Source organism: Streptomyces sp. NPDC005492 (assembly GCF_040605995.1).
GTDB lineage: Bacteria > Actinomycetota > Actinomycetes > Streptomycetales > Streptomycetaceae > Streptomyces.
Genome location: NZ_JBEXDX010000012.1, coordinates 1 through 24897 on the forward strand (window position 1 = coordinate 1; position 24897 = coordinate 24897).

A 24897-nucleotide genomic window follows, 5' to 3' on the forward strand; every position below is an offset into this window, starting at 1 on the left:
GCCGACAGTGCCACGCCCCGGGCGGACCCCGGTCTACGGCTGCCGACGCGGGGAGCGGACACCGACGCGCTGGGACGGCCGACACCACAAGGTGCGCGATGCGCCGGTGATCCGCCTGCGGGCGGCCTGCGGGTAACGAGGCGGGGGCCTGCCGACAGTGCTACGCCCCGGGCGGACCCCGGTCTACGGCTGCCGACGCGGGGAGCGGACACCGACGCACTGGGACGGCCGACACCACAAGGTGCGCGATGCGCCGGTGATCCGCCTGCGGGCGGCCTGCGGGTAACGAAGCAGAGACCTGCCGACCGCACCGCCCGCCGGGCGGACTCCCGCACCGGGGTAGGGCTGCTGGCGCAGGTCGCGGACACCGGCGCACCAGGACGGCCGAGGTCATACCGTCCGTGATGCGCCAGCGACTCGCCCGCGGGCGAGTCGCTGGCGAGGCAGCGGCCCTCTGGGGGCGCCACGAGCCAGGCGGACTCCCGCGCCTTTACACGGCTTCCGGCACAGGCCGCGGACACCGGCACAGCCGCTGCCACAGGGCCCGAGATGGCGCAGGCCGCCGCGGGTCCCTGCGGGTCGCGAGACGGACGGCCCGCCGACCGCGCCACCCGTCGGGCGGACTCCCGTACCGGTACACAGGTACCGGCATGGGCAGCGGACACCGACGCACTGGGACGGCCGACACCACAAGGTCCACGAGGCGCCAACGACCCGCCCGCGGGTGTCCCCCGCGGATCACGAGGCAAAGACCCGCCAACAGCGCCGCCCGCCGGACGGACCCCCCTCCGCTGCAACAGATGCCGACGCGGACCGCCGACACCGGCACGGCCCGCCACCAAGGACCACGATGCGCCGACGACCCGCCCAGTTCCCCCGGGCCCTTGAGATGCGCTCGCGTTCCGCGCAGCCGTCCCGCGCGGGCGTTCGCACCGGGCCGTCGATACGCGAACGGCCGTCCCGGTGGGGCCGGGACGGCCGTTCGTCGTGATCGTCTGCTGGTCTGCTCAGAGCTTGAGCAGTGCCTCCAAAGGGGCGCCTTCGAGGGTCGGTTCGAGGCGGGCGCGGCCGCCCAGGAAACCCAGCTCCATGAGGACGGCGACGCCCGCGATCTCGGCGCCCGCCCTGCGGATCAACTGGAGGGAGGCCTCGGCGGTGCCGCCCGTCGCCAGGACGTCGTCGACGACCAGGACGCGGTCTGCGGCGCTCAGGTCCTCGGCGTGCACCTCGATCTCGGCGGAGCCGTACTCCAGGTCGTACGCCTGGCTGAGGGTCGCTCCGGGGAGCTTGCCCGCCTTGCGTACGGGGATGAAGCCGACGCCCGCGCGGACGGCGACCGGGGCACCGAGGATGAAGCCGCGGGCCTCCAGGCCGACGACCTTGGTGGCACCGGTGTTCCCGACGATCTCGGCCAGGGCGTCCGTGAGGGCCGTGAAGGCCGCCGGGTCCGCCAGGAGCGGGGTGATGTCCTTGAACATCACGCCCGGCTCCGGGTAGTCGGCCACATCACGGATACGGCTGAGCAGCAGCTCCTGGATGTCGGTCATCGGCGCTTCCCCGAGGGACGGCCGCGGCCGCGGTTGCGGGACGCGGGCTGGGTGCGCGGCCCGACGACCGCCGCCGCGTCCTCCGGCTCGTCGTCGTAGTCGTCGTCCGACCGGTCGGTGACCTCGGGCTCGGTCGGCGTGCCCTGCGCGGCGGCCTGGGCCCGCTTGGCGAGGACGCGCTTCTTGAGCGCCTTCATCTGCGGCTCGGCCTCCTTGAGGTCGGCGACGAGCGGCGTGGCGATGAAGATCGAGGAGTACGCACCGGCCGCGAGGCCGACGAACAGCGACAGCGAGATGTCGTTGAGCACACCCGCGCCGAGGAAACCGCCACCGATGAACAGCAGGCCCGCGACCGGCAGCAGCGCGACGACCGTGGTGTTGATGGAACGCACCAGGGTGCCGTTGATCGAGCGGTTGGCGATGTCGCTGTAGGTCCAGCGGGTCTGCTTGGTGATGTCCTTGGTCTGCTCCTTGAGGCTGTCGAAGACGACGACCGTGTCGTAGAGCGAGTAACCGAGGATCGTGAGCAGACCGATCACCGTGCCGGGCGTGACCTCGAAGCCGACGAGGGCGTAGATCCCGATGGTGATGGTGATGTCGTGGATCAGCGCGACGAGCGCGGCGAGGGCCATGCGCCACTCGAAGGCGATCGCCAGGTAGATCACGACCAGCACCATGAAGATCGCCAGGCCTTCCCAGGCCTTGTTGGCGACCTGGTCACCCCAACTGGGGCCGACCAGGTCCGCGGCGATGTTCTCCGAGCTGACGTTGAGGTCCTTCGCCAGCTTCGCCTTGATGGTGTCGGACTTGTCGGTGTCGATGCCGGCGATCTGGATGCGCAGGCTGCCGTCGCCGAGCTTCTGGACGACCGCGTCGTGACCGGAGGCGTCCTCGGCGTACTTCTCGGCCTGGGTCACCGAGGCGCTCATGTGCTTCGGGGTGGTGAAGGCGGCGCCGCCCTGGAACTCGATGCCCATGTTCAGGCCCCGCACCGTCAGGCCGAGGATGGCCGTGATGGTGATCAGGATCGAGATGCCGTACCAGATCTTGCGATTGCCGACGAAGTCGTACCCGACCTCGCCACGGTGCAGTCGGGCGCCGAGGTTGCCGAGTTTCGACATCTCACGCCTCCTTCGGGTCGACAGGGCCCGCGGTGGAACCGGCGGGGCGGCGGGTGCGGCGCAGCGGCGGCTTGGCGCCCAGTGCCTTCGGGTCGATGCCGGACCACTTGTGGCCGTCCGCGAAGAACTTCCTGCGGGCGAGGAGCGTCATCAGCGGCTTGGTGAAGAGGAAGACGACGACCACGTCGAGCACGGTGGTCAGACCGAGGGTGAACGCGAAGCCCTGGACCTTGCCGACGGTGACGATGAACAGCACCGCGGCGGCGAGGAACGACACGAAGTCGGAGACCAGGATGGTGCGCCGGGCGCGGGGCCAGGCCCGCTCGACGGCGGGGCGCAGCGAGCGGCCCTCGCGGATCTCGTCCCTGATGCGTTCGAAGAACACGATGAACGAGTCCGCGGTGATACCGATCGCGACGATCGCACCGCAGACGGCGGGCAGGTTCAGCGCGAAGCCGATGCCCGGGCCGAGCAGCGCCATGATCACGTAGGTGAGGATCGCGGAGACCAGCAGCGAGGGGATCGCGATGACCGACAGACCCCGGTAGAAGATCAGCAGGTAGATGACGACCAGCGCGAGGCCGATCGCGCCCGCGATCAGACCGGCGTGGAGCTGCTCACCGCCGAGGGCCGCGGTCACCGTGGTGACGCTGTCCTCCTTGAAGGTCAGCGGCAGGGCGCCGTAGGACAGCATGTTGGCGAGGCTCTGGGCCTCTTCCTGGGTGAAGCTGCCGGAGATCTCCGCGTTGCCGCCGGTGATGGACGACTGGACGAACGGGCTGGAGACGACCTGGCCGTCGAGGACGATGCCGAACTCGTTCTGCGGGGTGGTGTTCTTCGCCAGCTCGCCGGTGATGTCCGCGAACTTCTTGGAGCCACCGCTCGTGAAGTCCATGGTGACCTGCCAGCCCGCGGCGGACGTCGTGTTGTAGACGGCCTGCGCCTTCTTGACGTCCGTGCCATCGACGGCGGCGGGGCCGAGCAGGTACTTGTACCAGACGCCGGAGACCTTGCCGCAGGCGACGGTCGCGTCCTTCGCCGTGGCGTCCTTGCCGGCCGTGTTCTGCGTCGCCTTCTTGGAGCAGTCGAGCGCCGTGTACTGGGCCTCCAGCTTGGCGGCGGCCGCGCTGGCGGCGCTGCTGCTGGTGGCCGACGGGGTGGCGCTGGCCGAGGCGGTGGCGCTGGGGCTCGCGGACGAGGTGGAGCCGGCCTTCAGGGCGTCGCTGGCGGCACGGCCCTGGGAGGTCGCGGTGGCCGACGGGGTCGCCGAGGAACCGGTCGCCTTGGGGGTGGCCGAACTCGACGAGCTGCTGGAGGCGCTGCTGGACGCGCTCGGGGACGGGCTCGCCGTCGCGGCACCGGCGGAGGCCTCGGTGGCCAGGACCGGGCGGAAGTACAGCTTGGCCGTGGTACCGACCTGCTGGCGCGCCTCCTCCGAGTTCGTGCCCTTGGGGATGTTGACGATGATGTTCCTGGTGCCCTGCGTCTGGACCTCGGCCTCCGAGACACCAAGACCATTGACACGGCGGTTCATGATGTCGACCGCGGTGTCCATGTTGGTCTTGTTGATCGCGGATTCCTGGCCCTTCTCCGGGACGGCCCGGAGGGTGATGCTCGTACCGCCGGCCAGGTCGATGCCGAGACGCGGAGTGGTGTGCCCGGATGCGAACATGCCACCGGTGAGCGCCACGATGGCGATCAGGATGAGGGCCAGCGAGCGCCCTGGCTTGCTCTGGGCGCTCGCGCTACGGCCCCTCTTAGGTGCTGCCACCTTCTCGTACTCCCTCTCGGGCCGCTCCGCGCCGGGTCAGCGCGGCCGCGGCCATGACATGGTGTCGGGATCCCGTGCGAGCGACGCACGCCCCCGGGGTGCACGGGGCGCGAGCGGGTCGCGCCGCGCTCCCGGGACGTGAACTACTTCGCGTCGGAGTCGCCGTCGGTCTTCTTCGGCTCTTCGTCCGACTTTGCCTCTGCGGCCTCGGCCGGCTCCTCGGTGGCGTCGGCCGGCTCGTCGGCCGCGTCCTTCTTGCCGAGGTCGATGGGCTTGTCGTCGGAAGAGTCGGCGGCGGGCTCGGCGGTCTCGGTGAGGGAGGAAGCGTCGTCCGGGACGATGTCGGCGTCGTCCTTCAGGTCGTGCTCGACGCCGTGGACGATGCGGTTGTACTCGTCGTCGCTGAGGACGGCGCCGATCGCGTTCTTCGCGAAGAGAAGCTCGACGCCCGGGCCGGCGTCGAGAAGGACCGTCTCTTCGTTGACCTCCTTGACCGTCGCGTACACGCCCCCGATCGTGCGGACGCCGGTGCCGGGCTGCATGTCATTACGCATCGACGCGGCCGCCTGCTGCTTGCGCTTGGCAGAGCGGGTCATCAGGAACATGGCCCCGATGAGCACGATGAACGGGAGGAGGGTCACGATATTCACGGGACGGAATTTCCTTCGCACGACCGCGGCGGTGAGCGGCCTGGTGGATGGGGGTGGTCGGCGCCGCCCACAAGGGCGGCATCGGCGGAGTCTAAGCGAGTCCACGCTGATGGAACAACGCTCAGCATGGCACCGGGGTTCCTGACCCGGCCAGCGCCCCCGCCGTCACGCCCCGAACAGGTCCCCTTGTCCGTTTCCCCCGGTTGACGAGCGGGGTGGGGTGAGGCCGAGATGCGCCCACGCGGCGGGGGTGGCGACGCGTCCGCGCGGGGTGCGGGCCAGCAGGCCTTCCCGTACGAGGAAGGGTTCGGCGACCTCCTCCACGGTCTCGCGCTCCTCCCCCACGGCGACCGCGAGCGTGGACAGGCCGACCGGGCCGCCGCCGAACAGCTTGAGCAGCGCTTCGAGGACACCGCGGTCGAGCCGGTCGAGGCCGCGGCCGTCGACCTCGTACACCTTGAGGGCCGCCCCGGCGATGTCCCTCGTGATGAAACCGTCGGCCTTGACCTGCGCGTAGTCCCGGACCCGGCGCAGCAGCCGGTTGGCGATGCGGGGCGTGCCGCGGGAGCGGCCGGCGATCTCGGCGGCCCCGGCGGGGTCGATCTCCACGTCGAGGAGGTTCGCCGAGCGGTGGATGACGCGCTCCAGTTCGACGGGTTCGTAGAACTCCATGTGCGCGGTGAAGCCGAAGCGGTCGCGCAGCGGGGGTGGCAGCAGGCCCGCGCGGGTGGTGGCGCCGACCAGGGTGAACGGCGGCAGTTCGAGCGGGATCGCGGTGGCGCCGGGGCCCTTGCCGACGATGACGTCGACGCGGAAGTCCTCCATCGCCATGTAGAGCATTTCTTCGGCGGGCCTCGACATGCGGTGGATCTCGTCGAGGAAGAGGACCTCGCCCTCCTGGAGGGAGGAGAGGATCGCTGCGAGGTCGCCGGCGTGCTGGATGGCGGGGCCGCTGGTGATGCGGATGGGGGCGCCCATCTCGGCCGCGATGATCATCGACAGGGTGGTCTTGCCGAGGCCGGGGGCGCCGGAGAGCAGGACGTGGTCGGCGGTGGCGCCCCGCGCGCGTGCGGCGCGCAGGACCAGGTCGAGCTGTTCGCGGACCTTCTCCTGGCCGATGAACTCGCCGAGGTCCTTCGGGCGCAGGGCGGCCTCGACGGCCTGGTCCTCGCGGTCGGCGACCGAGCCCACCAGCCGCTCGGCGGCGGTCTCGTCGGTGGTGTCGTCCCAGTTCACTGACGTTCTCCTAGCGGGCGCGGTTCAGGGTCTGCAGGGCGGCCTTCAGCAACTGCCCCACCTGCGGCGCCCCTTCGGCGGCCTCGGCCTGCGGCGTTACGGCGGCCACGGCCTCGTCGGCCTCGCGGGTGGCGTACCCGAGGCCGATCAGCGCGGCGTGCAGTTGGTCGCGCCAGCCGCTGGTGACCGGGGCACCGATCGCCGGGGCGGACCCCACCGGCGCGCCGAGCCGGTCCTTGAACTCCAACAGCAGCTTCTGCGCGCCCTTCTTGCCGATGCCCGGCACGGCCATGAGCGCCTTCTCGTCACCGGCGGCGACCGCCCGGCGCAGCGCGTCCGGGGTGTGCACGGCCAGCATCGCCTGCGCGAGCCGGGGGCCGACGCCGGTCGCGGTCTGGAGCAGCTCGAAGATCTGGCGTTCGTCGTCGTCCACGAAGCCGTACAGGGTGAGCGAGTCCTCGCGGACGACGAGGGAGGTGGCGAGCTTGGCCGGCTTGCCGAGACGGAGCGTGGACAGCGTGTTCGGCGTGCACTGGATGGCCATGCCGACACCGCCGACCTCAACTACTGCGGTGTCGGGGGCGAGCGCGGCGACCGTGCCACTCACGAAGGCGATCATGCGGTACGGCCTTTCGGTGCTTGCGGTGATTGCGGGGTCTTGGCCGCGTGCAGGGCGACGGCCTGCTGAAGTCGGTTCTGGGCGACGGCCTGTTGGAGACGGTTCTGTGCGGGGGCGCGCCAGATGTGGCAGATCGCCAGCGCGAGGGCGTCGGCCGCGTCGGCGGGCTTGGGGGGTGCGTCGAGCCGGAGGAGCCGGGTCACCATGGCGCCGACCTGCGCCTTGTCGGCGCGTCCGCTGCCGGTGACGGCGGCCTTGACCTCGCTGGGGGTGTGCAGGGCGACCGGGATGCCACGCCGGGCGGCACACAACATCGCTACGGCGCTGGCCTGGGCGGTGCCCATCACCGTCCGTACGTTGTGCTGGCTGAACACCCGCTCCACGGCGACGAATTCGGGCCGGTGTTCGTCCAGCCACGCCTCGATGCCCTGCTCGATGGCGACCAGGCGCATGCCCAACTCGGCGTCCGCCGGGGTCCGTACGACACCGACGCCGACCATGGTCAGCGGCCGGCCCGCGACGCCCTCGACGACACCGACACCGCACCGGGTCAGTCCGGGGTCCACCCCGAGTACCCGCACGCGCCTCCCCCTTCGGTGATCTTTGACTTCACGCCAGGCTATCCGCTGCCACCGACAACAGCGGCGGGCCGGTGGAACGTGTCCCACCGGCCCGCCGAAACCGCTCAGCCCGCGAGGGCGTTACGCGTCGACCTTCTCCATGACCTCGTCGCTGACGTCGAAGTTGGCGAAGACGTTCTGCACGTCGTCGCTGTCCTCCAGGGCGTCGATCAGCTTGAAGATCTTGCGGGCGCCGTCCTCGTCCAGCTCGACCTGCATGGTCGGGACGAAGTTGGCGTCGGCGGAGTCGTAGTCGATCCCGGCGTCCTGGAGGGCGGTGCGGACCGCGACCAGGTCGGTGGCCTCAGAGATGACTTCGAAGGACTCACCGAGGTCGTTGACCTCCTCGGCGCCCGCGTCGAGCACGGCACCCAGGACGTCGTCCTCGGACAGCTCGCCCTTGGGGACGACGACGACGCCCTTGCGGTTGAAGAGGTACGACACGGACCCGGGGTCGGCCATGTTCCCGCCGTTGCGAGTCATGGCGACGCGGACGTCCGAGGCGGCGCGGTTGCGGTTGTCGGTGAGGCACTCGATGAGCACCGCGACACCGTTGGGGCCGTAACCCTCGTACATGATCGTCTCGTAGTCGGCGCCACCGGCTTCGAGACCGGCGCCGCGCTTGACCGCGGAGTCGATGTTCTTGTTCGGGACCGAGCTCTTCTTGGCCTTCTGGATGGCGTCGAACAGCGTCGGGTTGCCGGACACATCGGCGCCACCGGTACGGGCCGCGACCTCGATGTTCTTGATCATCTTCGCGAAGAGCTTGCCGCGCTTGGCGTCGATCACGGCCTTCTTGTGCTTCGTCGTAGCCCATTTAGAGTGGCCGGACATCTGCCTGTCTCCTTCGCGTAACCCAACTCTTTACGAACCCCAGAGATCCTACTAGGACCCCGGAGCCAGGTTCGCGCGCACCATGTCGACGAACAGGGAGTGCACGCGGTGGTCGCCGGTCAGTTCCGGGTGGAACGACGTGGCGAGCGCGTTGCCCTGGCGGACCGCGACGATGTGGCCCTCGTGTTCGGCGAGGACCTCGGTCTCGGCACCGACGGACTCGACCCAGGGGGCGCGGATGAAGACGCCCTCCACAGGATCGCCCTCGATGCCCCGGACGTCGACAGCCGCTTCGAAGGATTCGTTCTGGCGTCCGAAGGCGTTGCGGCGCACGATCATGTCGATGCCGCCGATCGTCTCCTGGCCCGAGCGCGGGTCGAGGATCTTGTCGGCGAGCATGATCAGGCCGGCGCAGGTGCCGTAGACGGGCATACCTGCACGCACGCGTGCGCGCAGGGGGTCCATCACTCCGAAGAGGACGGCCAGCTTGGAGATGGTGGTGGACTCGCCGCCGGGTATGACGAGGCCGTCCACCTCGGCGAGTTCCTCGGGGCGCCTGACCTGCCTGGCCACGGCGTCCGCCGCGGCCAGGGCGACCAGGTGCTCCCGTACGTCGCCCTGGAGGGCCAGGACGCCTACGACAGGGGTGGTCATCGGTGACTACCAGCCGCGGTTGGCGTAGCGCTCGGTCTCGGGGAGGGTGTCGCAGTTGATGCCGACCATGGCCTCGCCGAGGTTGCGGGACGCGTCCGCGATGATCTTCGGGTCGTCGTAGAAGGTGGTGGCCTTCACGATGGCGGCGGCGCGCTTGGCCGGGTCGCCGGACTTGAAGATGCCGGAGCCGACGAAGACGCCCTCGGCGCCGAGCTGGCGCATCAGCGCCGCGTCGGCGGGGGTGGCGACGCCGCCGGCGGAGAACAGCACGACGGGGAGCTTGCCCAGCTCGGCGACCTCGCGGACGATCTCGTACGGGGCGCGCAGCTCCTTGGCGGCGGCGTACAGCTCGTTGTTGTCGAAGCCGCGCAGCTTGGCGATCTCGTTCTTGATCTGGCGCAGGTGACGGACGGCCTCGACGACGTTGCCGGTGCCGGCCTCGCCCTTGGAGCGGATCATCGCGGCGCCCTCGGCGATACGGCGCAGAGCCTCGCCCAGGTTGGTGGCACCGCAGACGAAGGGGGTCGTGAAGGCCCACTTGTCGGAGTGGTTGACCTCGTCGGCCGGGGTGAGGACCTCGGACTCGTCGATGTAGTCGACGCCGAGGGACTGCAGGACCTGGGCCTCGACGAAGTGACCGATGCGGGACTTGGCCATGACCGGGATGGAGACCGCCTCGATGATCTCCTCGATCATCGTCGGGTCGGACATCCGGGCCACGCCACCGTCCTTGCGGATGTCGGCGGGGACCCGCTCCAGGGCCATGACGGCCACGGCACCGGCGTCCTCGGCGATCTTCGCCTGCTCGGCGTTGACCACGTCCATGATCACACCGCCCTTGAGCTGCTCGGCCATGCCGCGCTTCACGCGCGCGGTGCCGGTCTCGGGAGTCTGGGCGGAGGGGAGGGTGCTCGACACGGGGTGACCTCGCTCGGTGAAAGAGGGTTTCTGCAGTACCGAGGAAACGTGAGAGGTGCAGGCCACAGCAAGGGCCAATGAACACCCGGTGGATCATTTTCGAACCGCTGTGCCACCAGGGGCTCGACGGCGGGTCATGCCGGGAGCGGGATCTTGGGCGCTGACCTGCGGTGCCGTCGTCGGCTCCTGACAGCAGGGCTTCGCAGCCGCACGCGCTGCTCTCACCGGAGCCGGTGGGTGCGCGGGGGGGGGCCAGCAGACCATGCCGCCAACGCGGCCCTGGACGCGCTCGCCTGCGGTGCTACCGGCAGCCGCCGGCTACCCACGACAACGCCCGAAGTCGGCCCTCCTCCACCTCGCAGCCGCCCGCCGGAGCCGGTCGATCCCATCGGCTTCCCCACTCCGCTCCGCCGGACAGGCCCTACGCGGCCCGGTCGGCCAGGGCGGACGATGGCTCCCGCATCGCACCGCCCGCCGCGGCAACGGCTGAGGCCACAGCCCAGCCGCACACACCACACACACCACACACCGGACACCGATGCCGATCAATGCCCCTCGATCTGCCGCGCCGCCCCGCCGGACAGGCCCGACGCCGCCCGGTCAGCCAAGGCCGCCGACGACTTCCGCATCACACCACTCGACGCGGCAACGGCTGAAGCCACAGCCTCCACCACCTCCCAGCCGCGCGCACGGCTCACCGGTCACCGGCACTGATCGATGCCCGTCGGTCTCCCGCGCCCCGCTCCGTCGGACAGACCCACGCCGCCCGGTCAGCCAAGGCCGCCGACGACTCCCGCATCACACCACCCACCGCGGCAACGGCGGAAGCCACAGCCTCCACCACATCCCAGCCGCACACACCACTCACCGATCACCGACGCCGACCGATGCTCCTCGGACTGCCGCGCCCCGCCCCACCGAACAGGCCCTACGCCGCCCCGTCGGCCAGACCGCCGACGGCTCCCGCATCGCACCACCCACCGCAGCGACGGCCAAAGCCACATCCCAGCCGCACACACCACTCACCGGACACCAGCGCCGACCGATGCCCCTCGATCTCCCGCACCCCGCCCCGCCGACCAGGCCCTACGCGGGCCGGTCGGCCAACGCCGACGGTGGTTCGTCGTCCATTTCGAAGGCCATGGGGAAGGGGGCGTGTCCGGCCAGGCGGAACCAGCGGACCTTGCGGTGTTCGCGCAGGCGTCGGGCCGCGCCCACCGCGTCGTTGTGGAAGCGCCGGGCCATCGGGACGCGGCGTACGGCCTCCGCGAGTTCGCGGGCGGCCGCCTCGCCGCCGGGTGCCTCGCGGACGCCCTCGACCTGCTGGGCCTCGGCGAAGACGGCGCGCAGGGCCTGGCTCAACTCGCTCTCGGCGACCTCCCGTTGCTCCTCCTCGGCCTGCCGGGCGGCGTGCGCGGCCTCGTACAGGACGATCGAGGCGGCCGGGTCGAGGACTCCGGAGGTAGCCAACTCCTGGGTCACAGAGGCGCGGCGCAGCAGTTGGGCGTCGAGCGCCGCGCGGGCCGCGTCGATCCGGGCGTGCAGCCGGTCGAGCCGGCCCGCGGTCCAGCTCAGGTACAGGCCGATCGCCACGACGGCGACGAGGATCCAGATCAGGGTTGCGGTCACGGGCGGCAAGGCTACCCGCCCGCGCTCACACTCCCGTCAGGTCCCACGCGCACCGGCAACCACCATGCCCCGTCGACGAGTCGGGCGTGTTCTTCGAGCGGGCGGCGACCCGGTACCACTGGCAGTAGGACGCGTGGCAGAGGTACGAGCCGCCTCGGATCACCCGCTCCTCCCCGCCCTGTACGAAGCGGTCGGCGCACCACTCCCACACGTTGCCCGACGTGTTGAACAGGCCGAAGCCATTGGGCTCGTACGCGTCGACCGGGACCGTACCGATGGCTCCGCCGGTGCGGGTGCTGACCCGGGGGAAGTCGGCCTGCCAGGTGTGCATGCGCTCGCCCACGAAATCGTCGCCCCAGGGGTAGCGCCTCCCCTCCAGGCCACCCCGGGCCGCATACTCCCACTCGGCCTCGGTGGCCTCGGTGGGCAGCCGGGCGACCGCCCAGGCGCAGTAGGCGAGCGCGTCGTCGTACGAGAGGTGTACGGCGGGGTGGTCGGGACGTCCGCGATGTCCGAGCCGGGGCCCGCCGGCGCGCTCCAGGAGGCGCCTTCCACGCCGAGCCACCAGGGGGCCGCTTCGACCTGGCCGTACACGGCGTCCCGCGCGCGGCCGTGCAGCAGCGGGTGGAACACGAACGAACTGCCGTACCGCTCCGCCTCGGTGACGTATCCGGTGTCCTCGACGAAGCGTGCGAAGCGCGCGTTGGTGACGGCGGTCGCGTCGATGCGGAACAGCCCCACGGTGACCGTACGGACGGGTCCCTCAGCACCCTCCGGGTAGCCCTCGTCGAACGCGTCGCCCATCCGGAACTCGCCGCCGGGGAGGGCGATCGCACAGCTGTCGTCGGCGAATCGCCCACCGCGCACCCCGAGTTGGAAAAGCGAACCGACCTCCCCGCGCGCGGGAGCGCAGCACGCCCCCTCGGGGCCGGCGCCCGGCGCCCTCAGTCCCGGGCCAGCCCGAACCGCGCCCGCAGTCCCGTGCGTTCGTCGGTGGCGACGGCCGCCGCGCCAGCGGTCACCGTCTCGTACACGGAGAGGATGTCGGCCCCGACCGTCGACCAGTCGAACCGCCGCACATGGGCGCTCCCGCTGCGGCGCAGTTCCGCCAACCGCTCGGGGTCGCCCAGAAGTCGTACGGCCGCCTCGGCGAGCGCGTCCGCGTCCTCGTTGGCGAACAACTCCCCCGCCGCGCCCTGGTCGAGGACCTGCGCGAAGGCGGGCAGATCGGAGGCGAGCACCGGGGCGCCCGCCGACATGGCCTCGACGAGGATGATGCCGAAGCTCTCGCCGCCGGTATTCGGGGCGATGTAGAGGTCGATGCTGCGCAGGAAGCGGGCCTTGTCCTCGTCGCTGACCATGCCGAGGAACTCGACGCGCGAGCGCAGCTCCTTGGGGAGCGATTCGACGGCCTCCTCCTCGTCGCCGCGTCCGGCGACCAGGAGCCTGGCCTTCGGGCGCGCGGCGAGGATCTTCGGCAGGGCGCGCATCAGCACCGGGAGTCCCTTGCGGGGCTCGTCGATGCGCCCCATGAAGCCGATCGTCTTGCCCTGCCACTCGGGATTGGGTTCGGCGCGGGCGAAGAAGTCGACGTCGACGCCGTTCGGGATCACCACCGCGTCCCCGCCGAGGTGTTCGACGAGGGTGCGGCGGGCGTACTCGCTCACCGCGATCCGCGCGCTGATCTTCTCCAGCGCGGCCTGGAGGATCGCGTACGCGGCGATCATCGCCCGGGAGCGCGGGTTGGAGGTGTGGAAGGTGGCGACGATCGGGCCCTGCGCCGCCCAGCAGCTCAGCAGGCCCAGCGACGGAGAGGTCGGTTCGTGGATGTGGATGACGTCGAACTCGCCGTCGTGCAGCCAGCGTCGGACCCGGGCGGCGGACAGGAAGCCGAAGTTGAGCCGGGCCACCGAGCCGTTGTACGGCACCGGGACCGCGCGGCCGGCCGAGACGACGTACGGCGGCAGCGGGGTGTCGTCGTCCGCGGGGGCGAGGACGGACACCTCGTGGCCGAGCCGGATGAAGTACTCGGCGAGGTCCTTGATGTGGAACTGGACGCCGCCCGGCACGTCCCAGGAGTAGGGGCAGACGATGCCGATCCTCACGAGGGCCCCTTCGTGGGATCGAGATCCGCGAGCCACAAGCGCTGGAGCATGTGCCAGTCCTCCGGGTGGTCGGCGATGCCGGTGGCGAAGGCGTCTGCCAGCGCCTGTGTCATCACAGACGTCTTCTCGGCCCGGTCACCTGACTCGGGCACCTCGACCGGCGGATGGACCCGCCCCTGCATGACGGGTGAGTCGTCGTACCAGAGCGTCACCGGGAGCAGCAGCGCGCCCGTCTGCTGGGCGAGGAGGGCCGGCCCCGCGGGCATCCGGGTGGCCTCGCCGAAGAACTTCACCTCGACGCCGGAGGCGGAGAGATCGCGCTCGGCGACCAGGCAGACCAGGCCGCCGTCGCGCAGCCGCCGGGCCAGCGTGCCGAAGGCGGTGCCGCCGCTGTGCGGCAGGACCTCCATGCCGAGGCCCTCGCGGTAGGCGACGAACCGGTCGTAGAGCGTCTCGGGCTTGAGGCGTTCGGCGACCGTGGTGAACGGGGTCTCCAGCTTGGTGGTGACCCAGGCGCCGGCGAGGTCCCAGTTGGCCAGGTGCGGGAGCGCGAGGATGACACCCCGGCCGGAGGCGATGCCGTCGGTCAGGTAATGCACGTCCTTGGGGGTGAAGCCCGCCTTGATGCGCTCGGGGCTCCAGGCGGGGAGCCGGAAGGACTCCATCCAGTAGCGCAGGTACGACCGCATGCCCGCGCGCGACAGCTCGGCGAGCCGCTCGGGGCTCGCGTCGGGCACCACGCGCGCGTAGTTGCTCTCCAGCCGCCGTACACCCTTGCCGCGCCGTTTCCAGGCGAGGTCGGCGACGGTGCGGCCGAGCCGGACGGCGACGGGCTCGGGGAGCTTCTTGACGGTGCTCCAACCGACGCCGTAGAGCGCGTCCGTCAGCCGCTCCTGGGCCTTGCTCACGGGGTTGCCCCGCTGCTGTGCTGCGTGGCCTCCTGAGCGGCCGCCGCGTCGGCCTCGGCGGACTCACGGCGGACCGTGACGACCCGCTGGATGAGCGTGACCAGGCTGCCCACGGCGACGATCCACAGCGCGATCGGCAGCAGCCACTGGATGCCCGGGACGCCGAACTTGTGCAGCCCGGCGAGACCGCACGCGACCAGGGAGATCACCAGCCGCTCGGCCCGCTCGACCAGTCCGTTGACGGCCACCGGCAGGCCGATCGCCTCGCCGCGCGCCTTGGTGTACGACACCACCTGGCCGCTGGCCAGGCAGAAGATCGAGACGGCGCACAGGGCGATGTCGTCGCCGCCGCCCGCGTACCAGAGGGCCAGGCCGCCGAAGACCGCGCTGTCGGCGACCCGGTCGAGCGTGGAGTCCAGGAAAGCGCCCCAGCGGCTGGAGCGGCCGAGCTGGCGGGCCATGTTGCCGTCGACGAGGTCCGAGAACACGAACAGCGTGATCACGACCGTGCCCCAGAAGAACTCGCCCATGGGGTAGAAGACCAGCGCGCCCGCGACCACTCCGGCGGTACCCAGGAGGGTGACCGTGTCGGGGCTGACGCCCCGGCGGATCAGAAACGCGGCGAACGGCGTGAGGACACGCGTGAAGAATGCACGCGCGTACTTGTTCAGCATGGCCTTCCCGAGGGTCGGTGTCGCCGTGCGGCCCCTGCTGGCCACCGGCTGGCCCATCGTAGCCACGCGCGCGCGTGGGTGACGGCCGGGCACCCGCGTGCCGATGTTTTGAGTGGCCGCGGCACGACCCGATGCCATCGGGGTCCACGGGCCCGGATCGCGTCCGCTGTATGGACGCACCGTGACGGGAGTGGAAAGCTCGAAGGACCGCGGGCGTCATCGGAGCCGCCACCGCACGCGGCTGCGTGTGTCCGCGCCCACAGTGACCTCACCGTGTACGGGAGGCAAGACCATGGGCGACAAGGCGAACGCACACCCCGGAGCCGCCGGCAGGGCTACGGCGGCCGACCACCCCGCGTCCGTACGGAATGTGGTGCTGGTCGGCCACTCCGGATCGGGCAAGACGACTCTGGTGGAGGCCCTCGCGCTGACCGCGGGGGCGGTGAACCGGGCGGGCCGCGTGGAGGACGGCGGCACCGTCTCCGACTACGACGAGATCGAGCACCGGCAGCAGCGCTCGGTGCAGCTCTCCCTGGTGCCCGTCGAGTGGGACGGGTACAAGGTCAATCTGCTGGACACTCCCGGATACGCCGATTTCGTCGGGGAGTTGAGGGCCGGTCTGCGTGCGGCGGACGCGGCCCTCTTCGTCGTCTCGGCCTCCGACGGCGTGGACGGCTCGACCCGCATGGTGTGGGAGGAGTGCGCGGCGGTCGGCATGCCGCGCGCCATCGTCATCACGCACCTGGAGTCCGCCCGCGCGGACTTCGAGGGGATGACCCGCACCTGCGCGGAGGCCTTCGGCGCGGACGACCCCGACGCCGTACTCCCGCTGTATCTGCCGCTGCGCGGCGCGCCGGGGCCGGACGGGCACGCGCCCGTGACCGGTCTGGTCGGGCTGCTGTCGCAGAAGGTGTTCGACTACGCGTCCGGGGAGCGCAAGGAGTCCGAGCCCGGCCCGGATCAGGTGCCGGGGATCGAGGAGGCCCGCAACCGGCTCATCGAGGGGATCATCTCGGAGAGCGAGGACGAGACCCTCATGGACCGCTATCTCGGCGGTGAGGAGATCGACGTCAAGACGCTGATCGGCGACCTGGAGCGGGCCGTGGCGCGCGGGGTCTTCTTCCCCGTGCTGGCCGCCGCCCCCGCCGCCGAGGGCTCCCGCCAGGGCCTCGGCACCGTCGAACTGCTGGAGCTGATCACAGGTGGTTTCCCGACCCCGCTGGAGCGCGAGGCGCCCGGTGTCACCACGGTCGACGGCAGGGCGCGCGAGCTGAAGCCGTGCGACCCGAACGGGCCGCTGGTCGCCGAGGTCGTGAAGACCGCCTCCGACCCCTACGTCGGCCGGGTCTCCCTGGTCCGCGTCTTCTCCGGCACCCTGCGCCCCGACGAGACGATCCACGTCTCCGGGCACGGGCTCGCCGACCGCGGCCACGAGGACCACGACGTCGACGAACGCGTCGGCGCCCTGTCCGCGCCCTTCGGCAAGCAGCAGCGGGCGCTCACGCACTGCATCGCCGGTGACCTCGCGTGCGTGGCGAAACTGGGCCGCGCGGAGACCGGGGACACCCTCTCCGCCAAGGACGACCCGCTGCTCATGGAGCCCTGGGAGATGCCCGACCCGCTGCTGCCGCTCGCCATCCAGGCGCACAGCAAGGCGGACGAGGACAAGCTCTCGCAGGGCCTGAGCAGGCTCGTCGCCGAGGACCCGACCATGCGCCTGGAACAGAACCAGGACACCCACCAGGTCGTCCTGTGGTGCCTCGGCGAGGCCCACGCGGACGTCGCCCTGGAACGGCTGCGCAGCCGCTACGGCGTCCAGGTCGACCTCGTCCCGCACAAGGTCTCCCTGCGCGAGACGTTCGCCGCCAAGGCGCACGGGCGCGGCCGGCACGTCAAACAGTCCGGCGGACACGGGCAGTTCGCGATCTGCGAGATCGAGGTCGAGCCGCTGCCGGGCGGCACCGGCATCGAGTTCGTGGACAAGGTCATCGGCGGCGCGGTGCCCCGGCAGTTCATCCCCTCGGTGGAGAAGGGCGTAAGGGCCCAGGCCGCCAAGGGAGTTGCCGCCGGACATCCGCTCCTCGACGTACGCATCACGCTGCTGGACGGCAAGGCGCACTCGGTGGACTCCTCGGACGCCGCGTTCCAGACGGCCGGCGCGCTGGCCCTGCGGGAGGCGGCGACCGACGCGAAGATCCATCTCCTCGAACCGGTGGCCGAGGTGACCGTGCTGGTCGGCGACGACTACGTGGGCGCGGTCATGAGCGATCTGTCCGGGCGCCGGGGCCGGGTGCTCGGCACCGAGCAGACGACCGGCGGCCGCACCCTGATCCGGGCCGAGGTGCCCGAGATAGAGATCGGCCGCTATGCCGTGGACCTCCGCTCCCTCTCGCACGGCACGGCCCGCTTCCAGCGCGCGTACGCCCGGCACGAACCGATGCCACCGCAGATCGCCGAGAGGATCCGCGAACAGGCGGGCGACGCACCCTAGTTGCCCCGTGCTTCAAAGATCCTTGGGTGTCGGCGGGCGGCTTCGGTTGTCCGCCGACGAATGTCAGTCGGTGCGGATACGCTGATGACCTGATCAACAGGTGTGCGGAGCACGGAAGTCGGGAAAGCCGCAGAAGCGGGAGCAGCGGCGATCGGGGGCGGGAATGACCGTTGACAGCGGTTACGCGGACATCTTCGGACCACAGGTGCCGCTGACGGGCGGCGAGGGACAGACGGCGACCTTCGCGCTGGCCTCGGCGGCCTACCGGGACAACCCGGTCGTGGACATCAAGAAGGCCGACAACGAATGGCACCAGACGACCGTCAACGCGGGCCGCAAGTGGGCGACGATCTTCCGCCCCAACCTCGGCGAGGCGTTCTCGGGAGCCCTGGTGACCCGCCTGCTGGGCCCCGGACGCAAGCCCCTCATCCAGTCGTTCGGTACCGAACCGCAGGCCGTCGTCGAGCACGCCCTGGCGGCCAACAACATCCGCCGGGCCCGGGACAACCGGCTGTCCATGGTCATGGTGTTGTGCGGTCTGCTCTTCCTGCCCGGGCTCGTGGTCTGGCTGCTGATCTTCCAGTTGCGCAACCTGATCGACAAGAGCACCCAGAAGAACAAGGGGGCCGGCGCCCTCGCCACGGCCCTGCTCGTCGCGGTGGGCGCCATCGCCGTGCTCTTCCTGATCAAGATGCCGTTCAAGGGCTTCGGGGGCTGGTACGCACGCGCGTGTGTCGTCCTCCCCGTCGTCGGCTGGCTGTGGGCCAAGCAGATTTGCGAGAAGACCGCGCGGGACCTGCGCGAGCGCTGGGACAGCCTGCTCTCCGGCAGCAGTGTCGGCGCCAAGGTCCCCGAGGCGGTGCCGACCAGCCCCGGCGAGACCCAGGCCGAGCAGCTCCGTCAGGCCCTGGCCAAGCTCAGTGCCGAGCAGCAGTCCAACTCGGTCTTCTACGCCGGGCCCAAGGGCATCCTCGGCATGGGCACCCGCTGGGGAAGCTGGCAGCTCGCCGAGGATCTGATCGCGCGCGACGCCGACCGGGAGATCCACCCCTTCCGCAGTTGGGACGTCATCCGCAACATCCACGACGACCTCCGCATGCTGGAGCGGAACACGATCAACACCGGCGGCTTCCCGAAGGCGTCCGTACGCCACTGGATCGTCACACCGATCGGTGAGGGCGCCAAGGCGGTGTCCCGCCCCGAGGGCACGGACGTCGAGGCGTACCAGGTCAAGTCGCACGCCATCCAGGACATCTGCAACAAGCAGCAGTTCGGCGCCGGCGACCGGCACTACCTGGGTGTCCAATGGACGCTCTGGGAAGGCCAGTTGGTCATCACGATGATGATCACCGTGACCGTGCTCCACAAGACGCTCCGCATCGAGATCACCGGGCACGCCCTGGGTCCGGTGAACTCGCTGTTCACCGGCAAGCCCGAGGCTCCCACCAGGGACGTCCAGAAGACCCTCAAGCCATGGGAGACCCGCAAGGTCAAGCTCCCCCTCGTCCCCACCGACGAGGTCGTACGCCTCGCGGTCCGCGCCCCGCTCACCTGGTACCCGCCGCTGCTGAACTGGCTCGGGGGCTCCATATCCCTGCCCGAGCCGTTCGGCCTGCGGCACGCCTGGGCCGACCAGCCCTGGCGCCACCGCTTCATGGCGGACGACGCGCTGCGCGCCGCGACACCGGTCCTGCGGGTGGTCCACGCCGCCGCGATCCGCGTCCTGGACGAGAACGGCGTGGACACGGAGAAGTTCGGCAACCGCTCGGCGTTCCTCAGCACGAACGTGCAGGACGCGTCACCGCGCAAGGCCGACGTCTACGACGCGTGAGACCAGCGCGGCTCGTGGCTCACACCGTGGGCCACGCGTCCGCGAGCATCTTCCGTGTGTCCGCGAGGAGTTGGGGCAGCACCTTGGTGTGGCCGACGACCGGCATGAAGTTGGTGTCGCCGCCCCAGCGCGGGACGATGTGCTGGTGCAGGTGGGCGGCGATGCCGGCGCCCGCCACACTCCCCTGGTTCATGCCGATGTTGAAGCCGTGGGCACCGGACGCGGTCCGCAGGGCCGTCATCGCCTGCTTGGTGAGGGCCGCGAGTTCCACGGTCTCCGCGTCGGTCAGATCGGTGTAGTCGGCGACGTGACGGTAGGGCACGACCATCAGATGGCCGCCGTTGTACGGGTACAGGTTGAGCACCCCGTACACCAGGTCCCCGCGCCTGACGATCAGCCCGTCCTCGTCCGATTTCGCCGGGATCGAGCAGAAGGGGCAACCGTCGTCGGCCCCGGGTCCGGTCGGCTTGTTCTCACCCTGGATGTAGGCCATCCGGTGCGGGGTCCACAGGCGCTGGAACGCGTCCGGCGTCCCCACTCCGATCTGCTGCTCCGGCTCACTCGTCATGCAAGTCAGCATATGGCTTCGCCCGTTCGCGGCGTGTCGCCGGGGTTGCGCGAGGGGGGCCCGCCGCCAAGCTGGACCGATGGACGACGACAGGCGCATGGAGCGGTGGGAGCGACGCACCGAGGTTCCGCTCGCCGTGGTGTCGATGGTCTACCTCGGCGCGTACGCGGTCCGTATCCTCGCCCACGGCCTGCCGTCCGACTGGCAGGACCTCTGCCTCGCCGTGCTGTTCGCCGCCTGGGCGCTCTTCGCCGTCGACTACGCGGTCCGCTGGCGGCTCAGCGGACAGCGGCTGCGCTTCGTCCGGAAGCACTGGCTGGACACCTTGGTACTGCTCCTGCCCCTGCTGCGCCCGCTGCGCGTCGTCAAGGTCTACGAGGCCGTCCAGCGCCGGCACGGCCGACCCCGGCTCGCCCTGCACGCGCGCGTGATCGTCTACGCCGGCCTCTCCACCGTCCTGCTGGGCTTCGCGGGCGCCCTCTCCGTCTACCAGCAGGAACACACGGCCCCCGACGCGACGATCAAGACCTTTGGCGACGCCGTCTGGTGGACCTGCGCCACCTTCGCGACCGTCGGCTACGGCGATGTCGTGCCCGTCACCCCGCTCGGCCGCCTGATCGCGGTCGGCATGATGGCCATCGGTCTTGCCCTCCTCGGCACGGTCACCGGAACCTTCGCGTCCTGGCTGCTCCAGGTCTTCGCGCGGGAGGACGACGAGAGGCCCCCGGGGAGCTGATCTCCCCGGGGGCCTCCGTAGCGGCGTTGGATCAGACCTGGACGCGGTTCGCCACGATCTGCTCGATCTTGGCGATGGCCTCGTCGAACGCGATGCCGTTCTCCTGCGAGCCGTCGCGGTAACGGAAGGACACCGTGCCGCCGTTCATGTCCTCGTCGCCGACGATGACCATGAACGGCACCTTCTGCTTCTGGGCGTTCCTGATCTTCTTCTGCATCCGGTCCGAGGACGAGTCGACCTCGACGCGCAGCCCCTTCTTCTTGGCCGCTACGGCGAACTTCTCCAGGTACTCGACATGTCCGTCCCCGATCGGGATCCCGACCGCCTGCACCGGCGCCAGCCACGCCGGGAACGCCCCCGCGTAGTGCTCGAGCAGCACCGCGAAGAACCGCTCGATGGAGCCGAACAGCGCGCGGTGGATCATGACCGGCCGCTGCTTGGAGCCGTCCGGCCCGGTGTACTCCAGGTCGAAGCGCTCCGGCAGGTTGAAGTCGAGCTGGACCGTGGACATCTGCCAGGTCCTGCCGATCGCGTCCTTGGTCTGGACGGAGATCTTCGGCCCGTAGAAGGCGGCGCCGCCCGGGTCGGGCACCAGCGGCAGCCCCTGCTTCTCGGCGACCTGTCGCAGCGTCTCGGTGGCCTCTTCCCAGACCTCGTCCGAGCCGACGAACTTCTCCGGGTCCTTGGTCGACAGCTCCAGGTAGAAGTCCGTCAGACCGTAGTCGCGCAGCAGGTTGAGGACGAAGGTGAGCGTCTTGTCCAGCTCGTCGGCCATCTGCTCGCGCGTGCAGTAGATGTGCGCGTCGTCCTGCGTGAAGCCCCGCGCGCGGGTGAGGCCGTGCACGACGCCCGACTTCTCGTACCGGTACACGGTCCCGAACTCGAAGAGGCGCAGCGGCAGTTCACGGTAGGAGCGGCCGCGCGCGTCGAAGATCAGGTTGTGCATCGGGCAGTTCATGGGCTTGAGGTAGTAGTCCACGCCCTCGTCGAGCTGCATGGGCGGGTACATGCCGTCGGCGTACCAGTCCAGGTGCCCGGACGTCTCGAAGAGCTTCCCCTTCGTCGCGTGCGGGGTGTAGACGAACTCGTAGCCCTCCTCCTCGTGGCGGCGCCGCGAGTAGTCCTCCATCACCCGGCGGACGACCCCGCCCTTGGGGTGGAAGACGGCGAGGCCCGAGCCGATCTGGTCCGGGATGGAGAACAGGTCCAGTTCGTTGCCCAGCTTGCGGTGGTCGCGCTTCTCGGCCTCGATCAGGAAGTCGAGGTGCGCCTTCAGCTCCTCCTTGGAGGGCCAGGCGGTGCCGTAGATGCGCTGGAGCATGGGGTTCTTCTCGCTGCCGCGCCAGTACGCGGCGGCGTTGCGCATCAGCTTGAACGCCGGGATGTTGCGCGTGGTGGGCAGGTGGGGACCGCGGCAGAGGTCCTTCCAGCACAGGTCGCCGGTCTTGGCGTCGAGGTTGTCGTAGATCGTCAGCTCGCCGCCGCCGACCTCGACGTCCGCGCCGTCGTCGGTCGAGGCGGAGCCCTTGATGCCGATCAGTTCGAGCTTGTACGGCTCGGAAGCCAGCTCCTCACGAGCCGCCTCGTCCGTGACCACGCGGCGGGAGAACCTCTGCCCCCGCTTCTGGATCTCCTGCATCTTCTTCTCGATGGCCTTGAGATCCTCGGGCGTGAACGGCCGCTCGACGTCGAAGTCGTAGTAGAAACCGTCCTTGACCGGCGGGCCGATGCCGAGCTTGGCCTCGGGGAACAGCTCCTGCACGGCCTGTGCCATGACGTGCGCGGTGGAGTGGCGCAGGATGTTGAGACCGTCGGCGGAGGAGATCTCGACGGGCTCGACCTGCTCGCCGTCCCGCACCTCGTACGCGAGGTCCTTGAGCTCTCCGGCCACACGCGCGGCGATGATCGAGCGCTCGCCGGCGAAGAGCTCCGCGGCCGTGGTGCCCGTCGTCACCGTGCGCTCTTCCCGCTCGGAATCGCGTTGGATGATCACACGGACGTCTGACACCGGTCTCTCCTGACTGCAGGGTGGATGCGGCGCCATACCGTGAGCGCGCGCAATAGGGGATCGTACCGACCCTACGGGGCCCACCGCGAAACGGTCGCCCCCGGGCTCCCCTCCCTCACTCCTCCCCGCTGCACGCCTCCTCGAAGAAGTCTGTGTTCTCCCCGTGCCCCTGGATCGACTTCATCAGCCGGTCCCGCTCCGCCTCGTCCACCTGCACGGGTACGACCCCCGAGGCGCCGGTCAGCCTGCGGAAGCCGCCCCGGCTCTCCAGCCGTCCGTGCACCCGCACCGGGAGGCCGACGAGATGGGCGTGACCGGCTATCCGGTAGGACTCCTCGTCCAGCGTCATCCGGACGTGCCCGACCTCGGCGCCCGCGATCACCTGCAGCCGTACGGTGCCCTCGCCGCGCGGCCCCGACCGGCGCATCCGCACCACCGAGCCGGTGATGCGGACCGGCATGGCCGGTTCCTCGCGGAGGTAGCGGGCCCCGGCCGCGCGCAGCACGGGCAGGTCGCCGGGCGAGAACTCGACGGCCTCGGCGGGGGCGGCGCAGCCCTCGGGCACCCCCGCGGCCGGCGCCCACTCGACGGCGATCCGGGCCCCCTCGGTGCCCCGCACCAGGGCGACGACGGCCTCGGTCAGCTCACGGCTGACGCCCGCCTCGACGGCGCCGTCGAAGGCGTCCATGCCGCCGGTGGCCCGCTCGTAGTCGATCGCCTCGCGGGTGGCGTACAGCGCATGGTGGAGGCGTACGGCGAGGGCGCGCCCGGTGTCGACAGGAACGAACGCGGTCAGTTGGCGCCCTCCCGACGCGGAACCCACGAGGACGTTCTCCAGGGACGCGGCGGCCGGGCGGCGGTGGCGGGCGCCGTAGTAGCCGGCCCGGGCGCGGGTGGCGAGTGCGGCGGCGAGGAGCATCTGGCGGGCGGCGGCACGCAGTTGGTCCTCGACGGTCCAGGACGCGGCGCCGGCCGGGCCGGTCGGGACATCGCGCCACCAGCGGATCTCGTCGCTCGGTACGGCGAGGCCGACCAGGACCTCGCGCGCGGAGGGGCTGTTGCTGCGGGCGAGGGCGACGAGCGCCTCGCCGAGCAGGTCGTCGCTGTCGGGGAAGGCCCGGCTCTCGGGGACCAGCAGGCTGGTGCCCGAGCCGCCGGGCCCGGGTGGGGTCCAGCGGCCGTACCGTCCGGGGGCGCCGCCGCGCCGCTGCCAGCCGTGCCGGCGCAGCAGGGCGCCGAGGACGGCCGGGTCGACCTGGTCGGCCTCGGGGGGCCGCTCCCAAGAGGTGGTGACGGCATGGTCGTCGGGATGCGGTCGTACCGACCGCAGGTGTTCCTCGACCGAGCGGTGCCTCATGGCCTGCCTCCCGTCCCGACCCGCGTCATGATCTCGCACAGCGCCCGGTCGTCGAAGATGCGTGCGGTCGGTATGCGCACGGTGGTCCGGGTCCGGCCGGTGATCGCGTGGCCGGCGAGGTTGACCCAGTAGCAGCAGTGCCGCAGATCGAGCCGGTCGTGGCTGGCGCGCAGCCAGTCGTCCTGGGAACGCGGGACGAGCATCACGACCAGGATCTTGTGCACCGAGACCGGGGTACGGGCGAGCTTGCGCAGATGGTCGTTGTCGAGCGTGAAGGAGAAGGAGCGGCCCGGCGGGTTCGGCGGGATCTGGTAGGTGCACTTGAGCTGCACCTTGATGGTGACCTCGTCGTCGACGGTGTGCCCGGGCGAGCCGTGGCTGACGTGCCAGTCGATGCCGTTGTCCGGGAAGGGCTGGGACAGCGAACAGCCGGCCGCGGCGGCGACGGCGTGCAGATAGCCCACCTGCAGAGTCTCCATGCAGGCGGTGGTGGCGAGCGATCCGCGATGGGGTGCCGTCCGTTCGGGCAGCAGCCCGCCCCGCTCGGGCTGCGCTATCACCATGACCAAGTCGCCTTCCGCGCCAAGTGTTTCCCCGTGGCGAGCCGCTGAACTGCAAAG

Annotated in this window: 21 protein-coding genes and 1 pseudogene; 3 read left to right on the forward strand and 19 right to left on the reverse strand. The window is 70.7% G+C overall.

Annotation, left to right across the window (positions count from 1 at the left end):
- Window positions 1–1007: 1007 nt before the first annotated feature.
- The 15 genes and pseudogenes from ABZT04_RS18235 to pgsA all read right to left on the reverse strand — a co-directional run bounded on the left by ABZT04_RS18235 (window position 1008) and on the right by pgsA (window position 15343).
- Window positions 1008–1547 (reverse strand): adenine phosphoribosyltransferase, encoded by a 540-nt coding sequence (locus ABZT04_RS18235; protein WP_356057623.1) that lies wholly within the window; start codon window positions 1545–1547, stop codon window positions 1008–1010.
- On the reverse strand, window positions 1544–2668 hold the full coding sequence (gene secF / locus ABZT04_RS18240; RefSeq protein ID WP_356057624.1) for a protein translocase subunit SecF: 1125 nt from the start codon (window positions 2666–2668) through the stop codon (window positions 1544–1546). Before secF ends, ABZT04_RS18235 begins: the two co-directional genes overlap by 4 nt.
- Window position 2669: 1 nt before the next feature.
- A complete protein-coding gene (gene secD, locus ABZT04_RS18245; protein ID WP_356057626.1) occupies window positions 2670–4439 on the reverse strand; it encodes a protein translocase subunit SecD in 1770 nt (589 codons plus the stop codon).
- A 143-nt stretch (window positions 4440–4582) separates the two neighbouring features.
- Window positions 4583–5089, reverse strand: coding sequence for a preprotein translocase subunit YajC (yajC, locus tag ABZT04_RS18250; RefSeq protein WP_356057628.1), 507 nt, complete (start codon window positions 5087–5089; stop codon window positions 4583–4585).
- Window positions 5090–5254: 165 nt separating this feature from the next.
- Entirely contained in the window at window positions 5255–6325 is a 1071-nt protein-coding gene (gene ruvB / locus ABZT04_RS18255) for a Holliday junction branch migration DNA helicase RuvB (RefSeq protein WP_356057629.1), read from the reverse strand.
- A 10-nt stretch (window positions 6326–6335) separates the two neighbouring features.
- A complete protein-coding gene (gene ruvA, locus ABZT04_RS18260) occupies window positions 6336–6944 on the reverse strand; it encodes a Holliday junction branch migration protein RuvA (RefSeq protein WP_356057630.1) in 609 nt (202 codons plus the stop codon).
- Complete coding sequence (ruvC, locus tag ABZT04_RS18265; RefSeq protein ID WP_355919047.1) at window positions 6941–7525, reverse strand: crossover junction endodeoxyribonuclease RuvC; 585 nt, start codon at window positions 7523–7525, stop codon at window positions 6941–6943. The genes ruvA and ruvC overlap by 4 nt, the downstream gene beginning before the upstream one ends.
- Window positions 7526–7645: 120 nt before the next feature.
- Window positions 7646–8398: a YebC/PmpR family DNA-binding transcriptional regulator gene (locus tag ABZT04_RS18270; RefSeq protein ID WP_352180401.1), complete on the reverse strand. Its 753-nt coding sequence runs from the start codon at window positions 8396–8398 to the stop codon at window positions 7646–7648.
- Window positions 8399–8449: 51 nt separating this feature from the next.
- Entirely contained in the window at window positions 8450–9052 is a 603-nt protein-coding gene (gene pdxT / locus ABZT04_RS18275) for a pyridoxal 5'-phosphate synthase glutaminase subunit PdxT (protein ID WP_356057631.1), read from the reverse strand.
- 6 nt (window positions 9053–9058) lie between these two features.
- A complete protein-coding gene (pdxS, locus tag ABZT04_RS18280) occupies window positions 9059–9970 on the reverse strand; it encodes a pyridoxal 5'-phosphate synthase lyase subunit PdxS (RefSeq protein WP_356057632.1) in 912 nt (303 codons plus the stop codon).
- 1086 nt (window positions 9971–11056) lie between these two features.
- Window positions 11057–11608 (reverse strand): hypothetical protein, encoded by a 552-nt coding sequence (locus tag ABZT04_RS18285; protein WP_356057633.1) that lies wholly within the window; start codon window positions 11606–11608, stop codon window positions 11057–11059.
- Window positions 11609–11624: 16 nt separating this feature from the next.
- A pseudogene (locus ABZT04_RS18290) lies at window positions 11625–12403 on the reverse strand (formylglycine-generating enzyme family protein).
- A 140-nt stretch (window positions 12404–12543) separates the two neighbouring features.
- Window positions 12544–13704 (reverse strand): glycosyltransferase family 4 protein, encoded by a 1161-nt coding sequence (locus ABZT04_RS18295; RefSeq protein WP_356057635.1) that lies wholly within the window; start codon window positions 13702–13704, stop codon window positions 12544–12546.
- Window positions 13701–14612 (reverse strand): phosphatidylinositol mannoside acyltransferase, encoded by a 912-nt coding sequence (locus ABZT04_RS18300; protein ID WP_356057636.1) that lies wholly within the window; start codon window positions 14610–14612, stop codon window positions 13701–13703. Before ABZT04_RS18300 ends, ABZT04_RS18295 begins: the two co-directional genes overlap by 4 nt.
- On the reverse strand, window positions 14609–15343 hold the full coding sequence (gene pgsA / locus ABZT04_RS18305; RefSeq protein WP_356057854.1) for a phosphatidylinositol phosphate synthase: 735 nt from the start codon (window positions 15341–15343) through the stop codon (window positions 14609–14611). The genes ABZT04_RS18300 and pgsA overlap by 4 nt, the downstream gene beginning before the upstream one ends.
- Window positions 15344–15578: 235 nt before the next feature.
- On the opposite strand from pgsA, the gene ABZT04_RS18310 reads away from it, so the two are divergent.
- Both ABZT04_RS18310 and ABZT04_RS18315 read left to right on the forward strand, forming a co-directional pair.
- Window positions 15579–17777 carry an elongation factor G-like protein EF-G2 gene (locus ABZT04_RS18310; RefSeq protein ID WP_356057637.1) on the forward strand — a complete coding sequence of 733 codons (2199 nt, stop codon included), beginning with the start codon at window positions 15579–15581 and terminating at the stop codon, window positions 17775–17777.
- Window positions 17778–17940: 163 nt separating this feature from the next.
- Entirely contained in the window at window positions 17941–19608 is a 1668-nt protein-coding gene (locus tag ABZT04_RS18315) for a hypothetical protein (RefSeq protein WP_356057638.1), read from the forward strand.
- Between the two features lie 19 nt (window positions 19609–19627).
- Here ABZT04_RS18315 and ABZT04_RS18320 read toward each other — a convergent pair whose 3' ends face one another.
- The gene (locus ABZT04_RS18320; protein WP_355919073.1) at window positions 19628–20188 is read right to left on the reverse strand and encodes an HIT domain-containing protein; all 561 of its coding nucleotides are present in this window, start codon (window positions 20186–20188) and stop codon (window positions 19628–19630) included.
- A gap of 67 nt (window positions 20189–20255) precedes the next feature.
- Between ABZT04_RS18320 and ABZT04_RS18325 the strand changes: the two genes are divergently transcribed.
- Complete coding sequence (locus ABZT04_RS18325; RefSeq protein ID WP_356057640.1) at window positions 20256–20912, forward strand: potassium channel family protein; 657 nt, start codon at window positions 20256–20258, stop codon at window positions 20910–20912.
- Window positions 20913–20943: 31 nt separating this feature from the next.
- Here the strand turns inward: ABZT04_RS18325 and thrS are convergent, their stop codons facing one another.
- The 3 genes from thrS to ABZT04_RS18340 form a co-directional block, all read right to left on the reverse strand.
- Window positions 20944–22920: a threonine--tRNA ligase gene (thrS, locus tag ABZT04_RS18330; RefSeq protein WP_356057642.1), complete on the reverse strand. Its 1977-nt coding sequence runs from the start codon at window positions 22918–22920 to the stop codon at window positions 20944–20946.
- A 115-nt stretch (window positions 22921–23035) separates the two neighbouring features.
- Window positions 23036–24277 (reverse strand): hypothetical protein, encoded by a 1242-nt coding sequence (locus ABZT04_RS18335; RefSeq protein ID WP_356057643.1) that lies wholly within the window; start codon window positions 24275–24277, stop codon window positions 23036–23038.
- A complete protein-coding gene (locus tag ABZT04_RS18340; protein WP_093624554.1) occupies window positions 24274–24840 on the reverse strand; it encodes a DUF4365 domain-containing protein in 567 nt (188 codons plus the stop codon). The genes ABZT04_RS18335 and ABZT04_RS18340 overlap by 4 nt, the downstream gene beginning before the upstream one ends.
- Window positions 24841–24897: the final 57 nt, after the last annotated feature.

What these genes read in the sequence shown, in the direction of transcription:
- ABZT04_RS18325 (WP_356057640.1), top strand. Translation starts at nt 20,256, where the DNA reads ATGGACGACGACAGGCGCATGGAGCGGTGGGAGCGACGCACCGAGGTT.
- ABZT04_RS18315 (WP_356057638.1), top strand. Translation starts at nt 17,941, where the DNA reads ATGACCGTTGACAGCGGTTACGCGGACATCTTCGGACCACAGGTGCCG.
- pdxT (WP_356057631.1), bottom strand. Translation starts at nt 9,052, where the DNA reads ATGACCACCCCTGTCGTAGGCGTCCTGGCCCTCCAGGGCGACGTACGG.
- ABZT04_RS18310 (WP_356057637.1), top strand. Translation starts at nt 15,579, where the DNA reads ATGGGCGACAAGGCGAACGCACACCCCGGAGCCGCCGGCAGGGCTACG.
- ABZT04_RS18235 (WP_356057623.1), bottom strand. Translation starts at nt 1,547, where the DNA reads ATGACCGACATCCAGGAGCTGCTGCTCAGCCGTATCCGTGATGTGGCC.
- ABZT04_RS18270 (WP_352180401.1), bottom strand. Translation starts at nt 8,398, where the DNA reads ATGTCCGGCCACTCTAAATGGGCTACGACGAAGCACAAGAAGGCCGTG.
- ABZT04_RS18320 (WP_355919073.1), bottom strand. Translation starts at nt 20,188, where the DNA reads ATGCTGACTTGCATGACGAGTGAGCCGGAGCAGCAGATCGGAGTGGGG.
- secF (WP_356057624.1), bottom strand. Translation starts at nt 2,668, where the DNA reads ATGTCGAAACTCGGCAACCTCGGCGCCCGACTGCACCGTGGCGAGGTC.
- pgsA (WP_356057854.1), bottom strand. Translation starts at nt 15,343, where the DNA reads ATGGGCCAGCCGGTGGCCAGCAGGGGCCGCACGGCGACACCGACCCTC.
- ruvA (WP_356057630.1), bottom strand. Translation starts at nt 6,944, where the DNA reads ATGATCGCCTTCGTGAGTGGCACGGTCGCCGCGCTCGCCCCCGACACC.
- ABZT04_RS18340 (WP_093624554.1), bottom strand. Translation starts at nt 24,840, where the DNA reads ATGGTGATAGCGCAGCCCGAGCGGGGCGGGCTGCTGCCCGAACGGACG.
- ABZT04_RS18335 (WP_356057643.1), bottom strand. Translation starts at nt 24,277, where the DNA reads ATGAGGCACCGCTCGGTCGAGGAACACCTGCGGTCGGTACGACCGCAT.